The sequence below is a fragment of the Shewanella sp. SG41-3 genome (genome assembly GCF_014164545.1).
In the GTDB taxonomy this organism is placed as follows: domain Bacteria; phylum Pseudomonadota; class Gammaproteobacteria; order Enterobacterales; family Shewanellaceae; genus Shewanella; species Shewanella vesiculosa.
Window position 1 is genome coordinate 119,047 of sequence record NZ_JACJFJ010000003.1, and the last position, 14,661, is coordinate 133,707.

The 14,661-nt window shown below is 42.1% G+C and carries 15 protein-coding genes; 8 read left to right on the plus strand and 7 right to left on the minus strand.

All coding sequences use genetic code 11. From position 1 onward, the window contains the following. The first annotated feature begins 43 nt into the window (after positions 1-43). Positions 44-517 (plus strand): TIGR02444 family protein, encoded by a 474-nt coding sequence (locus tag H5164_RS06515; RefSeq protein WP_182722337.1) that lies wholly within the window; start codon positions 44-46, stop codon positions 515-517. A gap of 306 nt (positions 518-823) precedes the next feature. On the opposite strand, the gene H5164_RS06520 is transcribed toward H5164_RS06515, so the two are convergent. The 3 genes from H5164_RS06520 to H5164_RS06530 all read right to left on the minus strand — a co-directional run bounded on the left by H5164_RS06520 (position 824) and on the right by H5164_RS06530 (position 4,374). Then, entirely contained in the window at positions 824-1,609 is a 786-nt protein-coding gene (locus H5164_RS06520) for a sulfite exporter TauE/SafE family protein (RefSeq protein ID WP_182696694.1), read from the minus strand. 638 nt (positions 1,610-2,247) lie between these two features. Then, entirely contained in the window at positions 2,248-3,837 is a 1,590-nt protein-coding gene (locus H5164_RS06525) for a GMC family oxidoreductase (RefSeq protein WP_124018334.1), read from the minus strand. Between the two features lie 24 nt (positions 3,838-3,861). Further along, positions 3,862-4,374: a TAT leader-containing periplasmic protein gene (locus tag H5164_RS06530; RefSeq protein ID WP_182755325.1), complete on the minus strand. Its 513-nt coding sequence runs from the start codon at positions 4,372-4,374 to the stop codon at positions 3,862-3,864. A 112-nt stretch (positions 4,375-4,486) separates the two neighbouring features. Here H5164_RS06530 and H5164_RS06535 point away from each other — a divergent pair, with 112 nt between their 5' ends. The 3 genes from H5164_RS06535 to H5164_RS06545 all read left to right on the plus strand — a co-directional run bounded on the left by H5164_RS06535 (position 4,487) and on the right by H5164_RS06545 (position 6,791). Continuing rightward, positions 4,487-5,500: a hydrolase gene (locus H5164_RS06535; protein WP_182755326.1), complete on the plus strand. Its 1,014-nt coding sequence runs from the start codon at positions 4,487-4,489 to the stop codon at positions 5,498-5,500. Between the two features lie 12 nt (positions 5,501-5,512). Beyond that, positions 5,513-5,761: a YheU family protein gene (locus tag H5164_RS06540; protein WP_124018331.1), complete on the plus strand. Its 249-nt coding sequence runs from the start codon at positions 5,513-5,515 to the stop codon at positions 5,759-5,761. Positions 5,762-5,894: 133 nt separating this feature from the next. Further along, the gene (locus tag H5164_RS06545) at positions 5,895-6,791 is read left to right on the plus strand and encodes a phosphoribulokinase (RefSeq protein WP_124018330.1); all 897 of its coding nucleotides are present in this window, start codon (positions 5,895-5,897) and stop codon (positions 6,789-6,791) included. 210 nt (positions 6,792-7,001) lie between these two features. On the opposite strand, the gene H5164_RS06550 is transcribed toward H5164_RS06545, so the two are convergent. Further along, on the minus strand, positions 7,002-7,745 hold the full coding sequence (locus H5164_RS06550) for a tetratricopeptide repeat protein (RefSeq protein ID WP_182755624.1): 744 nt from the start codon (positions 7,743-7,745) through the stop codon (positions 7,002-7,004). A gap of 336 nt (positions 7,746-8,081) precedes the next feature. On the opposite strand from H5164_RS06550, the gene crp reads away from it, so the two are divergent. The 4 genes from crp to H5164_RS06570 all read left to right on the plus strand — a co-directional run bounded on the left by crp (position 8,082) and on the right by H5164_RS06570 (position 11,185). After that, positions 8,082-8,717 (plus strand): cAMP-activated global transcriptional regulator CRP, encoded by a 636-nt coding sequence (gene crp, locus H5164_RS06555; protein ID WP_124018329.1) that lies wholly within the window; start codon positions 8,082-8,084, stop codon positions 8,715-8,717. Between the two features lie 131 nt (positions 8,718-8,848). After that, on the plus strand, positions 8,849-9,199 hold the full coding sequence (locus H5164_RS06560) for a PepSY domain-containing protein (protein WP_124018328.1): 351 nt from the start codon (positions 8,849-8,851) through the stop codon (positions 9,197-9,199). Beyond that, positions 9,180-9,854, plus strand: coding sequence for a response regulator transcription factor (locus H5164_RS06565; RefSeq protein ID WP_124018327.1), 675 nt, complete (start codon positions 9,180-9,182; stop codon positions 9,852-9,854). The genes H5164_RS06560 and H5164_RS06565 overlap by 20 nt, the downstream gene beginning before the upstream one ends. After that, the gene (locus H5164_RS06570; protein WP_124018326.1) at positions 9,851-11,185 is read left to right on the plus strand and encodes a sensor histidine kinase; all 1,335 of its coding nucleotides are present in this window, start codon (positions 9,851-9,853) and stop codon (positions 11,183-11,185) included. Before H5164_RS06565 ends, H5164_RS06570 begins: the two co-directional genes overlap by 4 nt. 98 nt (positions 11,186-11,283) lie before the next feature. Here the strand turns inward: H5164_RS06570 and H5164_RS06575 are convergent, their stop codons facing one another. From H5164_RS06575 to astA, 3 genes are all read right to left on the minus strand, one after another. Further along, the gene (locus H5164_RS06575; RefSeq protein WP_182696698.1) at positions 11,284-12,084 is read right to left on the minus strand and encodes a DUF1338 domain-containing protein; all 801 of its coding nucleotides are present in this window, start codon (positions 12,082-12,084) and stop codon (positions 11,284-11,286) included. 68 nt (positions 12,085-12,152) lie between these two features. Continuing rightward, a complete protein-coding gene (astD, locus tag H5164_RS06580) occupies positions 12,153-13,613 on the minus strand; it encodes a succinylglutamate-semialdehyde dehydrogenase (RefSeq protein WP_124018324.1) in 1,461 nt (486 codons plus the stop codon). A 9-nt stretch (positions 13,614-13,622) separates the two neighbouring features. Further along, on the minus strand, positions 13,623-14,642 hold the full coding sequence (gene astA / locus H5164_RS06585; RefSeq protein ID WP_182696699.1) for an arginine N-succinyltransferase: 1,020 nt from the start codon (positions 14,640-14,642) through the stop codon (positions 13,623-13,625). Positions 14,643-14,661: the final 19 nt, after the last annotated feature.

Sequence of the window (14,661 nt, forward strand, 5' to 3'; positions counted from 1 at the left end):
TTGTGCTGTTGATCCACACCACAAATGCCACAAGGAATACAGTATGTCGCAGCCTTTAAATCGCCAAAATTTTAGTCACACTATTTGGCATAATTGCGAGCAAAGTTATTCTATTAACCCTATATTTTACATAAATCTACAAGACAGTTATCACGTCAATATTAACATTTTATTATTGGCGCAATACCTCGATGAACAGTGTTATATGTTAACGCAGCAACATTGGGAAACATTGACTAAAGTCATAGAGCAATGGGAAGCAAGTGTACTACAGCCTTACCGAGGCTTACGCCGGATCGCCAAAGCCCATTTAAACAGCGACGAATATCAGAAAATGCTCGAAGTAGAGTTAATTATGGAACGTAAATCTCAATACATGTTATTGCATAAATTGAATTTACTGGATGGTAAAATCATCGATGCTGATGATTGTGATAACCCTGAACCGACAAACACACAACACTATCTTAGTTTATTTGGCTTAGATAAAAGCGTTATGGCTGAGTTAACCTCGTAGGTGCTTACTCACTGGTAATAGATGTAACTTAATTCCTTCTTCAGACTCCCAAGCTATACTACTAAGTGTCAAATAGATCATAGCGCATATTTTGGCCTAAAAGTAACCTCCTCCAATGGCTTACACGCCAACGTCTTACTTTGTATTGGCTTGATTTCGCTCTTTCACTCGGCGAACTTTTTGGCATCGAAAGGCCCTTTGGGCATCAATTGGATGATCAGCTCTTCGCCAACTCAGAAAGGTTCCTCTATTTATTCAACCAGGCCACGCAGCAGCCGTTTAGCAAAATGGTTATGTTCTGGATACTTAAACACTGTCTAAACCGGCATAAATATCAAAAAAGAAATAGGCTGTAGTGGCAATACTCGCCACAATAACAAACTGTCTGACATGCTTTTGCGGGAGTTTGCGTGACACATTTGCCGCAACATAGCCACCGACGATAGTGCCACATAACACAATAGAGCCTTCATACCAGGCTATGACATCATTAAAAATGAACAGTACGATAGCGATGAGTGAGATTGTAGATGAGATTAATAGCTTTAACCCATTCATAGCATTGATGTTAGTGTGACCAGCTAATGCTAAGTAGCTCAGTGAAATGATGCCTAGCCCAGCGTTGAAGAAACCGCCATAGATCGATACACCTAAGAGTATTATGGCTAATAAAACTCCGCCTATGGATGATGCATGCCGGTGATGGGATACCATTTTTTTTAACCAAAAATTAATTGCCCCACCAAAAATAAACAGTACGGTAGCAAATAGAAGTAACCAGGGAATGGCCTCTCGAAACACTGCTTCAGGTATTTTTAGCAATAACCATGCACCTGTAATCCCGCCCATTAAGCTGATTGTTACGATTAGGAGCAGTTCATCTTTATGAGCAGAGATCTCTTTTCGAAAGGCATAAGTACCACTCATATAACCAGCACATGATGCAAAAGTATTTGTTGCATTGGCTATAATGGGAGGTATACCAACAAACATAAGCGCAGGAAAGGTAATAAAGCTTCCTCCGCCTGCAATTGAATTAAGAACACCGCCAAAAACACCTGCTAAGAAGAGAAAAACCATTTCAAATAACATACTTAATAACAATCCCTTGAGCATTAAATTGGCTAGACGATAACACATTTTGATTGAGTCAAATAGATACTAAGAAAAGCCTTGAGAATGCTCAACTCTTAATCGAAACGAACAAGCTTTGCAGCAAACACAAGTTAGGGTTCTTAACGTTAAAATGTATAAACTCAACTTAGAGCTTAAGGCCGTTGAAAATAACATCAACGACCAATAAGCATTCAAGGGAAACGCCCCCCTTGAAAACGTTAGCACTTTCATTGTGGAATAAAATAAGCTGAAGCTGATTTTTAAGCGACGTTAAACCCTAGATTAATTTCCATCGTAATCTTGTCGAAGTGAATGCGATTAGCTTGAAAATAACACTATATTACCGACATCATTAAGCCAACAGAAAGGCAAACCCACTAAAAATTTTTAACTAATAGTGTCGATGACAGTAAAAACCATCAATTTAGTAAGGCAAAGGCTCTGAGCCTACTATCCTATCGACGAGTAATTCGGATTTTTTATTGGCATCTTTTAAGCACTCGATATGACATCGATTGATAAACTTTATCAAGTCAAATGTTCAAGCTGACTCTTATGCAACCGCAAGCAATCAATGTAAAAGACTCCTATCAGCGGTATAGGAGCCAGTTCAGTTAACTCGTTTGAGTCAGCTTTTGGGCTAATGCTGTCGCATTTCGGGCGACAAGGCCATAAATAGACAATTGAGGATTAGCCCCCAAACTGGTTGGGAATACCGAACCATCCATCACAGATAAGTTTTCCAGGTAATGTGAATTACCAAATGTATCAACCATTGACAGCGTTTTATCTTCCCCCATAGCACAGCCGCCCATAACATGAGCCGACGCAACGATGGTTTTTAGTAAGCCTAAATCGACATCATTGATAGCCTGCTTTGCTTCACTCCATGAGTTTAAAAATGACAAGCCATCGTGCATTGGTAATACTTTTTTAGCTCCTGCAGCAAATTGTAATTCAGCCATCGACAAAAATGCTCGACGAGCACCATCCCAGAAACCTTGGCCTAAAGGATAATCTAATGCAAAGCTGTTATCAGTTAACCGAACCTGACCACCAGGACATTGCTGATTGAAACCATCACGTATAAGCGCAATGGTCACCTGCATTTGGTTAAAGTTAGCCATTAACTGGGCATGACTAACGCCATAACCAATGGTTTTTGACGCGATTAATACTGGATGAACAGGGGCAACTTCAAGTTTATAACCTAGCTCTCCAGCAGCGCCATCATGCCAGACAAATTCATCGGAATAGATAGATTGCGGCGCTCCACTGTGGCCATTGATCTGCTCATCAAATATCCCGCCTGACAACAATGAAGGGTGTAAGAAGGTTTTGCCTAATTGTTTGTGCGGATCGGGGGTATTAGAACGCATTAAAATAGTCGGGGTATGAATCGCACCGGCACTTAAAATATAATGCCTGGCACTGAAAGTGATGTTCACCGACGTGGGCTTTAAGCCTTGCGTTAAAGCCTGCGCGGTTAAGCCGACAACTTTATCACCTTTATGCTCAAGCTTAATCACTCTGGCGCGTGAAATTAGCGTAGCGCCTTTATCAAGCGCTGCGGGTATGGTGGTAACCAACATTGATTGCTTAGCATTAACAGGACAACCCATACCGCAATAACCAGTATTCCAACAGCCTTTAACATTACGTTTGATGACGGTGTAATCCCAACCTAATTTTTCGCAACCTTCGCGTAATGCACCGTTATTACGGTTAGGTTCATATTGCCATTGTTCAATATTGAGACGTTTTTCCATTAACTCAAACCACGGCAGTAACACTTGCGAAGATAACCCTTTGACCGACTTTTCTTGTTCCCAAAAAGCCAATGTTTGTTCCGGCGTTCTAATCGCTGTAGTCCAATTGACTGTGGTTGAACCACCTACTGCACGACCTTGGAATATACCTATGCCTTTATCTGCCGTTTTCATCGCAGCAGCCTGCTGGTATAGATTAGGATAAGCGTGGCGCTCTTCCATATCAAAGTCTGTCGATGATTTGAGCGCACCGCCTTCAATCATAATCACTTTTAAGCCAGCTTCTGTGAGTATTTCTGCTGCAGTACCGCCACCCGCACCGGTACCCACAATAACCACATCCGCGTCAAAGTGACGATCAATCTCTAAGGTGCTCGCATCGATATGATGCCAACCCGCGCTTAAACCAGTAATAATAGGATCAATAATGGCCAAGGTAATACTCCCTATACAGTAGGATTAATGCGCGTTAGGCACCAAGAAAGTGGGTTTTACATAACGTAAATTTCCCCAATGCTCTGGACAGGCGTAATAGCTTGCCATAATCAATTCTCGTAATCCGCCATAAGCGGTGGTTAACATGTCTAAATAGTTATGACGCCAAAACTCTAGCATGTCGATCAATTGCTGAGGTTCTCGCATTAACAGCGGCGTCATACTGCCACTGAGTAGCAACAATCCGAAACGACCTTCGAGTAAATTTAATAACTCCATTAACTCTTGGTGCTGTTCAACAGGCAGGTGAGTAATTGATTGTGAGATAGCATCCAGAGTGCGATTAATAGCAAGCTCTCTCTGACTAGGAACCTCAGGTAATGCGCCATCTAGGAATACCGGGATCAACACACCAAATAATACGCGGTGATGAATATCCTCCGAAGAAGTTGTGATGTTTGGCAAATATAAATTAACGCCTAATGCTAATGCAGCCGTTCCAGCAAAAGCACCAGTGAGAAAGGTACGCCGCTTCATTTACTTCCCCTTGAGTTTATTGTTGTCTATATTTTTTATGTGGTAGAGTGGCATGAGTAACATTTAAACATACGTTTAAATTTTCACAAACAATTACAGAAATATTCCGTCTATGAAAACCTTGTTCACTCCGCCCTGGTGGGCTGCTAGCCCACATGTGCAAACGATTCTACCATTCCTATTTAAAGTGGCCAAACCAATAACATTTCGGCAAAGGCAAGAGCTACCTGACGGCGATTTTGTCGACTTAGATTGGTTAGGACAAGCCCAGAATGGCCAGCCTATCTTAGTCATTATTCATGGTCTTGAAGGTAACACAGAATCTCACTATGTACGCAGAATGCTGATTGAAGCCAAAAAAGCCAAGCTGGCAGCTGTTGTCCATCATCATCGCGGCTGTTCAGGTGAGCCTAATCGCTTAGCTCGCAGTTATCATAGCGGCGATGTTAACGACTTAGCCTATACCCTAGGGCAACTCAAACACTATTATCCGGACTCACCGCTTTATGCTGTAGGTTACAGCTTGGGCGGTAATGTATTGGCAAAATATCAAGGTAGTACTCAGCAACATAGCTTACTCGAACGTGCTGTAGTGGTATCAGCACCGTTAACGTTAGGAGCTTGTGCCAAACGCTTGGAGAGTGGCTTTTCAACTCTCTATCAACGTTTTTTGATTAAACGTTTGCAGCAAAAAATGCTCGATAAAATTAATACTACAGATTTAACCGAACAAATGCCGATCACAAAAGAGCAGCTCAAAATGCTCAACACCTTTTATTTATTTGACGATAAAGTGACAGCACCATTACACGGTTTTACTGACGTTAATGACTACTATCAGCAAGCTAGCGGCCTAGGTTATTTACAGTATATAACTAAGCCCACGCTGGTCATCCACGCTCAAGACGACCCTTTTATGACCGTTGAAGTGATCCCGACCCAAGATCAATTATCGCCAATGGTTGAATACGAGTTACATGAGTTTGGTGGTCATGTGGGATTTATTGCCGGCGGCTGGCCTTGGAAGCCACATTTTTATCTTGAGCAACGTATCATCGCGTTTATTTTCTCTGAAGAACATACGCTAACCGAGCCAGACGGATCATCTTCTTCACTAAGTCATTAATAGGAATATACCATGCTTGTGCCTTATGAAGCGTTACTCTCATTACCTCAAGAAGTACTTCAACGTATGATAAAAGAGTATCTATTATCACAACTTGAAGATGGCAGTTTTAGTGACGCCAACGAGCAACAATTAACCAGAGCAATAGAGCAATGTAAGCTTGCGCTCAAAAAAGGCGAGTTAGTGGTTGAATTCAGTGAAGATGATGAGTCTATTGCCATTCGGCAACGGGAACACATTTCACGTCCGTCTTTCGACTAGATACAATACAAAAACACTGATTTTGCGACAAAATGATCACATTGTTACCCTTGAATAATTGACCCACGGGTAAAGATTACCGTATAACTAGTGACTGGTTTTTTCGCGTCCACACATTACCTAGGCAAATAACATGTCAGCAAAACATCCTATTATTGCTGTAACCGGCTCTTCCGGTGCTGGCACAACCACAACTACAACTGCCTTCATTCATATTTTTAGACAGCTGGGTATTAATGCCGCATTTGTTGAAGGTGATAGTTTCCACAATTTCACTCGCGCTGAAATGGAAGTGTTAATTAGAAAATCACAGGCTGAAAATCGTAATCTGAGTTATTTTGGACCCGAAGCGAATAATTTCAAAAAACTCGAAGAGTGTTTTACCAGCTACGGCAACACAGGTAATGGTCAAACTCGCAGTTACTTGCATACGTTTGACGAAGCCGTGCCATTTAATCAAATGCCGGGCACATTTACTCAATGGCGTGATTTACCTGCCAATACCGATATGCTCTATTACGAAGGTCTTCACGGTGGTGTGGTAACTGAAGATGCTGATGTGGCTAAACATGTCGATCTGCTGATTGGCATGGTACCGATTGTTAATTTAGAGTGGATCCAGAAGATCATTCGCGATACAAACGATAGAGGCCATAGCCGTGAAAAAGTCATGGGATCGATTGTGCGCAGTATGGATGATTATATTAAGCACATGACGCCACAATTTTCACGGACTCATATTAATTTTCAACGCGTGCCGACCGTGGACACCTCAAACCCCTTTAGCGCAAAAGACATACCCAGCCTAGATGAAAGCTTTTTAGTCATCCGCTTTCGCGGTATTAATAATGTTGATTTTCCTTATTATCTCAACATGATCCAAGGCTCATTTATGTCACGCGTCAACACACTGGTTGTTCCCGGTGGAAAAATGTCATTGGCAATGGAATTAATTTTGACGCCATTAGTGAAAGACTTAATGGATAAACGCTTAGAGCTGCAAAATCTTAATGATATCAAACTCGATTAAGTTTGATTTAAGTCAGAACCACTAAGATAGGCGCATCGTGATTTCAAGCGAAAGAACGGCAGTTGATGTGCTTGAAGAGCTAATTCCCCCTTTTTGATCTGTTAGTGCATTAAGCACATCAACGAAACCCAATAAAGCCGATAATCAAACGCGAGATAAGCCCTTACCTATCCCGCGACAACAAGATAACCACTGGGTTTGGCTGGTGCGTTACATCAGTGGGATAACTTCTCGATAAGCCTGCTTATTTTTATACTGCTCCAAACGTAAAATAAACTCATCGCTGCGCACAATCTCAGGGTTATCTTTTAGTGCATCAATCGCTTTTTTCTGCGTATCTATCGCTGCAGTAAAATCGCCCAGTTCTGCATAGCCGGCCGCAAGGTTATCTAATACTGTGGGATCGTTTTTATTATTCTCAAGTAACTTTAGCGACATTGATACCGCACGTGAACCATCTCGATATTCGGCTTCCGGACACGTGGCTAATATCCACGCAACATTCCCCATTGAAACCGCATCACCTGCTGCCAAAAACTGCTCCATGGCTTTGCCACAATTTCGTGCCACGCCATCACCACCAGCAGAATAAATAAACCCTAAACGAAAATGAGCCCACTTATCACCTTGCTCAATCATTTTTAGGTACCATTTTTCTGCAAGCGCTAAATCACGCGGAAATAATTTATGCCCCTCAAAAGCTAAATCAGCTAAGGTTTGCTGCGCCTTGATGTGTTGCTGCTGTGCCGCAAGGTTAATCCAGTACAAACCTTGCTCTGTGTCTTGAATAACAAATCGCCCCGAGAGATACATTAAACCCAATAAAAATTGCGCATCTGCATTGCCCTGCTTAGCTTTAATTTGAATATTGACTAATTTAGTGGCGGCCTGAGACTGAATAGAAGGCGGGATAACAAATGCGTTCAGGGGCAAACTTAGCCCACTCAATAACATAACACTGACAATAACCCCGATTTGACTCAGTTTTTTCACGCATACCTCGACAACTATTTATGATGCTGATTAGATAACACTAGCTAACTCATGGATCCAATACAATAGACACATGTATTTTGCAATAATTCAATAGTAGTGATGATTAAGACAAATTGGCCAAAAAAGTCGACCGCCATCACAAACAAAATAAATTTAATCTAAAATTTAACAAGTTAATATACACTACACACACTTCTAAATACGATCTCTATCAAAGTTTTCGCCGCACCAATAGCGTAGAATGCTTAATTAGACATTACTTACTTTCATTTTTAATCAATCGAGGAATATCGTATGGCTCTGATTGGTAAGCCAAAACCTGACCCAACATTAGAATGGTTTCTTTCACATTGTCACATTCATAAGTATCCAGCAAAGAGCACCTTAATCCATGCTGGTGAAGAATCTGATACTTTATATTACATAGTCAAAGGTTCTGTCGCAGTATTGATCAAAGATGAAGAAGGTAAAGAAATGATCCTGTCTTATCTTAATCAAGGCGACTTTATCGGTGAACTTGGATTGTTTGAAGAGCAATCTGAACGTACAGCATGGGTTCGTGCTAAGCAAGCATGTGAAATTGCAGAAATTTCTTATAAGAAATTTAAGCAACTTATCCAGGTTAATCCTGAAATCCTTATGAAACTTTCGGCGCAAATGGCCTATCGTTTACAAAGTACTAGCCAAAAAGTGGGCGACTTAGCATTCCTTGACGTCGCCGGCCGTATTGCACAAACACTATTACACCTTGCTAAGCAGCCTGATGCAATGACACATCCTGATGGCATGCAAATTAAAATTACCCGTCAAGAGATTGGTCAAATTGTAGGTTGTTCACGTGAAACGGTAGGCCGTATTTTAAAAATGCTTGAAGAACAAAGTTTGATTCAAGCACACGGTAAAACTATCGTCGTTTACGGCACACGCTAAACAACTAAGGTTTTATAGGGCTAAAACGTAATGTTTAAGCCTTAATCATATAAGCTTCAGCTTGATTTAAGCCAATATACTTAAAGTGGTGTTCATACTCTGAACGCCACTTTTTTTATTTTGGAGCGACCATGAATAGCTTGTTCTCCATAGCAATAAGCAGCTTAATGGCCATCACGATTAACCAGCAAGATATTCCCACAAAAGAACTCGCTCTGGATCATGATAACGTCCAAAAATTAGTATCTTCTGGTAATATAAGGTCATTAGATGATTACTTAGCTTGGATATCACAGTATTGTGATGGCCACTTAATCGATGCGCAACTATACCAATATCAGGATAAGTGGCGCTATGACCTGCAATTTAGGCTAAAACAAGGGCATGTTGTTAATCTGCAATTAGATGCAGCCAATGGCATGCAAGATCCATTGACTCAATTACCGAGCGAATGTACTAAACATGAAACTGTTACTCGTTGAAGATAACCCATTACTGGTTGCTGAACTTGAAAAACAACTCAAGCAAGCAGGTTATATTACGGACGTCACAGATAAGGCCATTGAAGCCGATTATTTGATGAAAGAAACAGATTATGACTGTGTCATTCTCGATATTGGCTTACCCGATGGCAATGGCTTGTCATTGGTGACTCAATGGCGTGAACGTGGCATCAGTACCCCAGTCATTATGCTAACGGCCCGCAGTCAGTGGCACGAAAAAGTGGAAGGTTTTAATGCTGGAGCTGATGATTACTTAGGTAAACCTTTTCACACTCAAGAGCTACTCGCAAGAATTCAGGCACTTATCCATCGAGCTCATGGACGGGTGAATTCATCATCAAAACAACTCTGCTACGCTGGGGTTAATCTCGACGAAAATGAGCAGAAAGTAACGGTGGGCGGACAAGAGTATGAGCTGACATCAATGGAATTTAGGTTACTGAAAATTTTCTTGATGTCGCCAAGAAAACTACTATCAAAACAGCAGCTTACAGACAAGCTTTACCAGTTTGATGATGAGAAAGAAAGTAACGTCGTTGAAGTATACGTGACTCATTTACGTAAAAAGCTGGGTAAAACGGCTATCGAAACCCGTCGCGGTCAAGGCTATATCTTTCATGGCATAATTGAATGATGTCAATTCGCTTTAAACTAAGCTTATGGCTGAGTGGATTGATCATCATTGCCACTCTCATCGGCTTATTTTTGTTTGAATCTATGCTGCGAGATGCGTTTCATGACTCCATCATTAACCGTTTAGAAGAAGATTTAGAACATATTATCATTGCCACTCGGCTCGATGATGGCGAACTGGTTATCGACCAAAGCCAATTATCCAGTTTTTATCGCCCGGCTTATTCAGGCCGCTATTTCCAATTAAATTTACCTGACCGTACTATTCGTTCTCGATCCTTATGGGATGCAGAGCTGCAGATCGAACCCTTACAAGCGCAGCAAAAACGCGTATGGCAAGCTAAAGGGCCAAAAAATAATGATATGCAGCTGCTCTCTATTGGTATTGGTGCGCCTAACAGTCCCAACACGGCAACATTGACAGTAGCCCAAGATCTTAGTATTGGTCGCCGCGTTTTCAGTGAAGTCTTTGGCGCTAAACTGGCAATCAATATTGGCATGTTATTGGCGATGATCGCCGGTATCTTCATTATTTTACGCCAATCGTTTAAACCAGTGAATCAAATCCAAGGCGCACTGGCTAAATTGCGCGAAGGTGAAATAGCTTCGTTAACCATGTCGCAAATACCGGCGGAGATCCGTCCGCTAGCAGAAACCTATAATGAGCTATTAGACTACACAGCCAAACAAATTGAACGCAGTCGAAATAACCTAGGCAATTTAAGCCATGGCTTAAAAACACCATTAGCAGTGATGCAGCAACAAGTTGAAGCCCTGGGGCTCACCCACCCTGACGCCGCAATAGCAATGCAGCAGCAATTAGATTTAGTGCATAAAATGATTGAGCGTAAACTGGCTGCGGCGCGAATAACGGGTGACATGCTACCCGCTGCACAACTGGCTGTTCCAAAAGATTTCGATAGCTTAATTCAAACCTTACATAAGGTGCATCATCAGCGCGTCATTGAATGCCGAGTGGTTAACGCACAACATATTAGTCGCATCCCCATTCATCGTGAAGATGGCATGGAGTTGTTTGGCAACCTGCTCGATAACGCCTTTAAATGGGCAAATTCACAGGTGAACATCAGCATAGTTGATTTGCCATCAGGAGAGATATTAATCCAAATAGAAGACGATGGCTGTGGTGTCATGCAAGAGCAAATTGCATTGTTAACCGCTCGTGGAACCCGCCTCGATGAAGCAACTACGGGTCACGGACTGGGCTTGTCGATTGTGAAAGAGATCTGTGAGCAATATGGGTTTATATTAAAATTTAATCGTAGTGAGACATTACAAGGGCTTAATGTCAGCATTTTGATCAATCCATAAGCTTCCATGCTGTCCTTTTACTGAACCAAGCCTTTGCTACGGCCAACAAAAAGACCTAATTGATAACTCAATTAGGTCTTTTTTAGTTGTACACAACATTACATCATTGAATTGGTACTTTCAAAAATCTTGTCTGCAGATGCTGCAACAAAACCAGTATAAAGCTGACCATTATCCATTGGGTAACGACGGGCGAATTCATAGAAACAACTTGGAATTTCTACATCGCCATCAGTGAAGTTAACCACGACTTTATCGGCCATGGTAGAAGACTGTTCTAGCAGTACTTCTGGCGAACCTTTAATCTCACCACCTGAACTATTTAATACAAAACCGGCCTGTTTTAAGGCTTGGTTTACATCCTCAATACGCTCAAACTCTGGCAGGTCATTAATTGATACTGTGAAGTGATTAGCGCGGTAACCTAACGCAGCGACCCAAGCGGCATATTCACTTTCAGCAAGTAAGGCTTGGTAAGTGGCTTTATCTAGATCCCAATGACGACCTGAATAAATGAAATTATCGGCAGTCGTTGCTGTAACATCCACTTGGTCGATTAAACCGTGGATAGTTTTTTGCAGTTCAGGGCTAAACTCCTCGACTAACAGCTCAGAGATAAACACCTTTGGCTGTGTTGGATCAGGATGTTCAAAATGCTTGGCTATCAGTTTTTTCTGTACAAACTGATAATCGCCACAGTCGACATAACCGATGGAGGTGAAATGCTCAGCCAATACGCTTAAATTCACTTTGGCGATATTAAACGTACGCAACGCGATATGGTCATTGATGATAGGAGCACCATGACCTAATAGTTGATGAATTTTCGCCGCTGAAGGCGTCATCTTAATGTAGTCTTGCCATAGGGCAGCAAATAAAGCATTAACGTCAGTATGCATGGTTAAATCCTTCTAAAATAAGGCTGGCGAACACGTCACCAGCACGGATCATGCGATGAATTTATCAGTTAAATTGATAAACCAGGGCTTAAAGTTGCAGGTAAGCTTACTGAATCAGCTTCCATTGAAGCGACAGGGTAAGCGCAATAATCAGCAGCATAAAATGCACTTGCACGATGGTTACCCGATGCGCCAACGCCACCAAATGGTGCCGCACCTGATGCACCTGTGATTTGCTTATTCCAATTAACAATACCAGCACGAATGCGCGCGAGGAAGTAATCGTAATCTTCACGGCTGTCAGCGAGTAAACCGGCAGATAAACCATAACGAGTCGCATTCGCTAAATGGATAGCTTGGTCAAAATCACGGTAACGAACTAACTGTAATAATGGACCAAAATATTCTTCATCTGGTAACGCTGCCACTTGAGTAACGTCAATTAAACCTGGAGTCACTAAACCCGTTCCAGCTTCAACTTGCACTAACTCAACTAACGGAACGCCACCTAATGACTTGAGTGTTGCTTGCGCAGCAACCATACCAAGCGCTGCAGTTTCAGAAATCATTGAGCCCATAAAAGGTTGCGGTTGAGCGTTCCAAGCACCGACTTTGATTTGCTTAACAGCCTTGACTAGTTCGGCAATTAACGCATCGCCTTGCTCGCCCTCTTCAATGTATAAACGACGGGCACAAGTACAACGCTGTCCAGAGGAAATATATGCAGACTGAATAATGTCATGGACTGCCGCTTTAGTATCAGTAACGCCTTTAACGATAAGCGGGTTATTACCACCCATTTCAAGGGCTAAAATTTTACCCGGAAGGCCGGCATATTGTTCATGTAAAATATGCCCAGTGCGAGAACTACCGGTAAAGAATAATCCATCAATTTGCGGGTGTGATGCTAACGCTTTACCTGTGTCAACTTCGCCTTGCACTAGGTTAATCACACCTTGTGGCAAGCCGGCTTTGTCCCAGCACTTTAGCATTAACTCAGCCACTTTAGGCGTTAGTTCTGAAGGCTTAAACACCACTGTGTTACCGGCTAATAATGCAGGCACTATATGACCGTTAGGTAAATGTCCCGGAAAGTTATATGGACCAAATACAGCCACAACACCATGAGGCTTGTGACGTAATACCGCACGACCTGCTGGCAGGTCATTGGTTTCAGTACCAGTCCGTTTGTCGTGAGCTTTTGCTGACAAAGCGATTTTGCCAATCATGGCACCGACTTCAGTGGCGGTTTCCCATTGTGGCTTACCGGTTTCTTGAGCGATGGTTTCAGCTATCTCGGCTTTATTATTTTCTAGTTGTGCGCGATAAGCTTCAACAATGGCTAAACGGGCGTCATAACCCAGCATAAACCAATCAAATTGCGCCGCACGAGCGGCATCTACAGCAGCGTTCACTTGAGTAGCGGTTGCAGTGTTACCTTGCCAAATGACGTCACCGTTGGCTGGGTTTTTTGAGTTAATTTCATGACCTTCGCCAGCTAACCACTGACCTTGAATATATTGTGTCATTTCTTGCTCCTACATTGCTAAAACACGAATTTGCTCGCCTTCGCTGACCATAAGACCGGCAGCAATTTCAGTACTAAGCACCACATTATCGTGTTCATCAGAGACCAACAGTTTTGCCGCCGATGCGCGATAATCAGCTAGCAAGGTGTTGGAAATAATAAAATGGTGATCGGCATGTGGCATTTTACCAATGCTCACAGTAAGTAAACGGCTCTTTTTTACCGAGCGAATATCTCCGATTGAACATTCAACCGTTGGACCACCATCAAAAATATCGACATAATTTCGGAATTTAAATCCTTCCGCTTGCAGTAACCGCAGTGCTGGCTTAGTGTTTTTATGCACTTCACCAATCACTTTTTGGGCTTTTTTAGGCAGCATACAAACGTAAACAGGGTTACGTGGCATCATTTCAGCCATAAACGCTTTTTTACCTAAGCCTGATAAATAATCAGCCTCAACAAAGTCGATACCTAAAAAATGATGCTGCAGCCATTCGTAAAATGGTGATTCACCATGATCGTCACTGACCCCTCGCATTTCTGCGATAACAGTTTCACCAAAACGATGTTGATGCTGCGCTAAAAATAAAAAACGCGAACGCGACAACATGCGCCCGTTATTACCTTTGCGATAACCGTCTTTTAAAAACAAGGTGCACAGCTCAGCCGCTCCCGTATAGTCATGGCATAGAGTCAGGGTTTCAACTTCATTACGAACTGAGATTTGTTGAGAGTGATATACCTCAGTACCTAAACGGTAATGATAAAAAGCATCTTCCATGCCGACAGCAGCTTCAATACCACAAGTGCCGACAACTTCACCGGTTTTCATGTCTTCAAGCACCATTAAATAACCTTCGTCAAAAGGTTTATCAACATGCTTGGTAAAAGATGCTTCTGCCCTAGCAATCTTTGAACGCAGTAACTCTTCGTTAACTGGTAAAGATGTAAAACCGTGGCCTGACTCGACTGCAATACCATAAAGTGCATCGTAATCACTTGCACGGATAGGACGTATGATTAACATCTTAATCTCCTCATTGCGC

What these genes read in the sequence shown, in the direction of transcription:
- H5164_RS06515 (WP_182722337.1), top strand. Translation starts at nt 44, where the DNA reads ATGTCGCAGCCTTTAAATCGCCAAAATTTTAGTCACACTATTTGGCAT.
- H5164_RS06520 (WP_182696694.1), bottom strand. Translation starts at nt 1,609, where the DNA reads ATGTTATTTGAAATGGTTTTTCTCTTCTTAGCAGGTGTTTTTGGCGGT.
- H5164_RS06530 (WP_182755325.1), bottom strand. Translation starts at nt 4,374, where the DNA reads ATGAAGCGGCGTACCTTTCTCACTGGTGCTTTTGCTGGAACGGCTGCA.
- H5164_RS06535 (WP_182755326.1), top strand. Translation starts at nt 4,487, where the DNA reads ATGAAAACCTTGTTCACTCCGCCCTGGTGGGCTGCTAGCCCACATGTG.
- H5164_RS06540 (WP_124018331.1), top strand. Translation starts at nt 5,513, where the DNA reads ATGCTTGTGCCTTATGAAGCGTTACTCTCATTACCTCAAGAAGTACTT.
- H5164_RS06545 (WP_124018330.1), top strand. Translation starts at nt 5,895, where the DNA reads ATGTCAGCAAAACATCCTATTATTGCTGTAACCGGCTCTTCCGGTGCT.
- H5164_RS06550 (WP_182755624.1), bottom strand. Translation starts at nt 7,745, where the DNA reads ATGTTATTGAGTGGGCTAAGTTTGCCCCTGAACGCATTTGTTATCCCG.
- crp (WP_124018329.1), top strand. Translation starts at nt 8,082, where the DNA reads ATGGCTCTGATTGGTAAGCCAAAACCTGACCCAACATTAGAATGGTTT.
- H5164_RS06560 (WP_124018328.1), top strand. Translation starts at nt 8,849, where the DNA reads ATGAATAGCTTGTTCTCCATAGCAATAAGCAGCTTAATGGCCATCACG.
- H5164_RS06565 (WP_124018327.1), top strand. Translation starts at nt 9,180, where the DNA reads ATGAAACTGTTACTCGTTGAAGATAACCCATTACTGGTTGCTGAACTT.
- H5164_RS06570 (WP_124018326.1), top strand. Translation starts at nt 9,851, where the DNA reads ATGATGTCAATTCGCTTTAAACTAAGCTTATGGCTGAGTGGATTGATC.
- H5164_RS06575 (WP_182696698.1), bottom strand. Translation starts at nt 12,084, where the DNA reads ATGCATACTGACGTTAATGCTTTATTTGCTGCCCTATGGCAAGACTAC.
- astD (WP_124018324.1), bottom strand. Translation starts at nt 13,613, where the DNA reads ATGACACAATATATTCAAGGTCAGTGGTTAGCTGGCGAAGGTCATGAA.
- astA (WP_182696699.1), bottom strand. Translation starts at nt 14,642, where the DNA reads ATGTTAATCATACGTCCTATCCGTGCAAGTGATTACGATGCACTTTAT.